This window comes from Microseira sp. BLCC-F43, from assembly GCF_041929235.1.
In the GTDB taxonomy this organism is placed as follows: domain Bacteria; phylum Cyanobacteriota; class Cyanobacteriia; order Cyanobacteriales; family Aerosakkonemataceae; genus Microseira.
Genome location: NZ_JBHFNP010000064.1, coordinates 1 through 2,925, shown reverse-complemented (window position 1 = coordinate 2,925; position 2,925 = coordinate 1). Strand labels below are relative to the sequence as shown.

Annotated in this window: 3 protein-coding genes and 1 pseudogene; 1 reads left to right on the top strand and 3 read right to left on the bottom strand. The window is 46.9% G+C overall.

Annotation, left to right across the window (positions count from 1 at the left end; translation table 11 throughout):
* From ACE1CM_RS10710 to ACE1CM_RS10700, 3 genes and pseudogenes are all read right to left on the bottom strand, one after another.
* Window positions 1-366: pseudogene (locus tag ACE1CM_RS10710) on the bottom strand (DNA-binding protein); the annotation flags it as partial.
* A 127-nt stretch (window positions 367-493) separates the two neighbouring features.
* The gene (locus ACE1CM_RS10705; RefSeq protein WP_374877403.1) at window positions 494-1,804 is read right to left on the bottom strand and encodes a clostripain-related cysteine peptidase; all 1,311 of its coding nucleotides are present in this window, start codon (window positions 1,802-1,804) and stop codon (window positions 494-496) included.
* A complete protein-coding gene (locus tag ACE1CM_RS10700) occupies window positions 1,801-2,352 on the bottom strand; it encodes an Hsp70 family protein (RefSeq protein ID WP_374877402.1) in 552 nt (183 codons plus the stop codon). The genes ACE1CM_RS10705 and ACE1CM_RS10700 overlap by 4 nt, the downstream gene beginning before the upstream one ends.
* A gap of 123 nt (window positions 2,353-2,475) precedes the next feature.
* On the opposite strand from ACE1CM_RS10700, the gene ACE1CM_RS10695 reads away from it, so the two are divergent.
* The coding region (locus tag ACE1CM_RS10695; RefSeq protein WP_374877401.1) for a DUF4058 family protein at window positions 2,476-2,925 on the top strand (450 nt) is incomplete at its 3' end.

The window sequence follows — 2,925 nt, the reverse complement described above, 5'->3', positions numbered from 1 at the left end:
TTCCGGAGCGGGAAAAACGGCAAACGTATCTGTGACTCGTTCCCCACCACTGCGGGCTAAAATTGCCATTGGGCTAGGGTCATCGTTGAGAAGATCGAGCTGTTCGATAAAACTGGAATAATCGGGACGCGATCGCGACATTAACCGATTTGCGAACACTGGAAATAACTGAGTTGATGTATAGATTTCATCTAAGCGCGGAAACGAAAGCAACGGTGTAAAAGCACATCTTTCTTCGGCTTCTTTTACACCTTGGGTATAGACAAAGTGATAGAGACCCTTTTCAAATGTTAGCCGCCCGATCGTAAACCAATTAGGACTAAGGGGGTCTTTCCAAGCTAAGAATAGTGTTTTGGGTGTTTTCAAAGTAGTGTTTCCCTAAAAGTAAGTAACCGATGTTTGTTGATTTCAAGAATTGCCCGACCCAAATTGCTAGCTTCGGGGGAGATGCGCGAGCGATTAATGCGATTAAAAATATTTAAAATGCTGACTCTCAATCTATATCATCATGAACACGTAAAAACTCCCCCCACCCACAACTGGCAAAATCTGACCTGTCGTAAAACTTAGAATAACCTTTAAACGGTGAGTAAATCGACAGCCCCTTGACGCGCGAGAATCTAAGTCCTGAAGTTACATTTGCCACAACTAGCTTAGGCTCAATATCAAGAGTTATTAAATTTATTGCTTCATCTAAAAACCCAGTTAATTGAGTACTATCCCCAGCATACTCATCCCGTATAATCTTCAAAAGATCGGACAAATCCACACAATCATTATCTTTGAACCGCACCACTTTACGCTTAGCGTAGGATAGGGCTTTTTCAACATCAAAATCTTTTTCAGCCAACAATTGACGTAAAACCGTAGCTAATCGTCCCACCGCCTCTGCTAGTTTCTCAACCTCTGTCAAATTAGTCGCTGATTGAGTAATCTGAGGTAAACTTCCCCGCGAATCTTCCTCGTAGTAACGCCCGTACTCCTGCACGATTAACTTTGCCAGCGCTTGTGGTGTCATCCCCGAATTGCTTGTTAAACTGCCTAAAATCGCCGTATAGGGCCAACCTGACAGGGGTTCTACTTCTTGGGAAGCCACCATGTAATTGGCATTTGCTCGCAACTGGTACGCTACTTCAACCATGCTCATCAGACAGGCATCCATGCCAATCACGCTCACTTTTTGACCTGTCTGCGCTTCGGCTTCCCGAAATGCCTGCTGAAGTTTAGCATTGTCGAGGAAGTCCAAAGAGGAATCATCAAACGCGATCGCACGAGACTCCCCATCCTCCAATTGCATCACTTCCAGGATTGAGGACAGGAAAAAGGCTGAAGACAAGCGAGTATTGCGACTGAGGGAACGCACCTCATCGTCACTTGCTTTCAGCTGAACGCTACGATTTCGCGCAAAGGCATAAATATCATCTTCTTTCCAACCCGTGCCGTGATTCCAGAGGATGACGGCGTAGTGTTGTGCGGGATAATTCTCGATTCCCCAAACGATGAAGTCTCGTAACGAGCGAGGATCGCCCGTGTTCTGTTCGGGGATGTTTTCGATAACTCGTTCTTCGCTATTGGGACGAATATAGATGCGGTAAGTGTGTTCTTGATCGGAGAGGGTATCAAACTGTACCAGGATCGCTACCTCATCGGTGGAGCCAGCTGCCTCCATTTCCTGAATATCTTGATAGCCTTGCTGCTCCATCGGAGCCATCAGCCGTTTTCCGCCCTTGAGTTGCTCGAAAACCTTACCGTTGTCCCCCGCCATGTAAACCATCCAAGTCCAGCGGCGATTCGTTTGGGTCATAGTTTGCTCTTAAGCTCGGCAAGCAGTTTTTCCGCTTGGGTGACATTCCGATCTTGGATGCTCAATTCCAGGTTGTCCAGGCTTTCCAGCAGCAGAGTGTCAGAAGTCTTTTCTTTGTTGATGACACGCCGCAGTCGGGTGAGTTCTTCCTCGGTATCTTGCTTGAGCTTGCGTAGAACTTGAGCAGAAATCTGGGGTGGGGTGAGGATTTGCTCTCCAACTCGGACGGCGACTTTGTGCTGCTGAACTTCTTCTATGCTGTAGGTGACTTGCGTTTGGTCGTTGCGTACCCGTTCGTCGCGGAAGGTACAACCGATGAAGCGCTTTACTGAGTATATAACTTGACCGGGATGGCTAGTGATGCAACTAAGTGCCGATTTACCGACGATGGGTTGACGGGTTTGGGGGTCAAACTTTACGACGGAGGGAGTTATGCGATCGCCTTCGCAGTTGTGCAGGACTCTCGCCTGTCCTGTGCCTGGTTCCCAGATGGCAATGGCTGAATTGGTTGTCCCTAAGTCAATCCCCAGGATATCTACCTCGTTCACTGCTTGCTCCTTGATTTTGGCTCTGGATGTTTGCGTTCCTGTGCTTTGAAAAAGGTATAGATATAGTAGGGATGGAGCGCATCTTTTTCCATTGTCCGTTTTCTGATTCCTTCTGTAGCGATTATGACACCGAGTTTTCCGGGGATGAACCCTTATCTGGAAAATCCCTCATTGTGGTCAGAGGTTCACTCTTGGCTGATTGTTGAGTTGGCGCGATCGCTCAATCCCTCATTAGTACCCAAATATCGAGCAGCTGTCGAGAAACGGGTTTACTTGGATGCTTTACTGGTTGGTATTCCAGATGCCTCTGTTTTCCAACAAAACCCAGAAGTTGAACTAAGTTCTGTGGTAAAAACTGAGGTTTTAAGCAAGCCAATTCGAGTAACATTGCCTCTGGATGAAGAAGTTACTGAACGCTATTTGGAGATTCGAGAAGTCAAGACTGGGCGAGTGGTAACGGTTGTAGAAGTCCTTTCACCCAAGAATAAGCGAGAAGGTGTTGGCCGAGACAAGTACCTAACCAAACGACAAAAGATTTTGAACAGTGCGACTAACTTGGTTGAAATCGATCTG

What these genes read in the sequence shown, in the direction of transcription:
- ACE1CM_RS10705 (WP_374877403.1), bottom strand. Translation starts at nt 1,804, where the DNA reads ATGACCCAAACGAATCGCCGCTGGACTTGGATGGTTTACATGGCGGGG.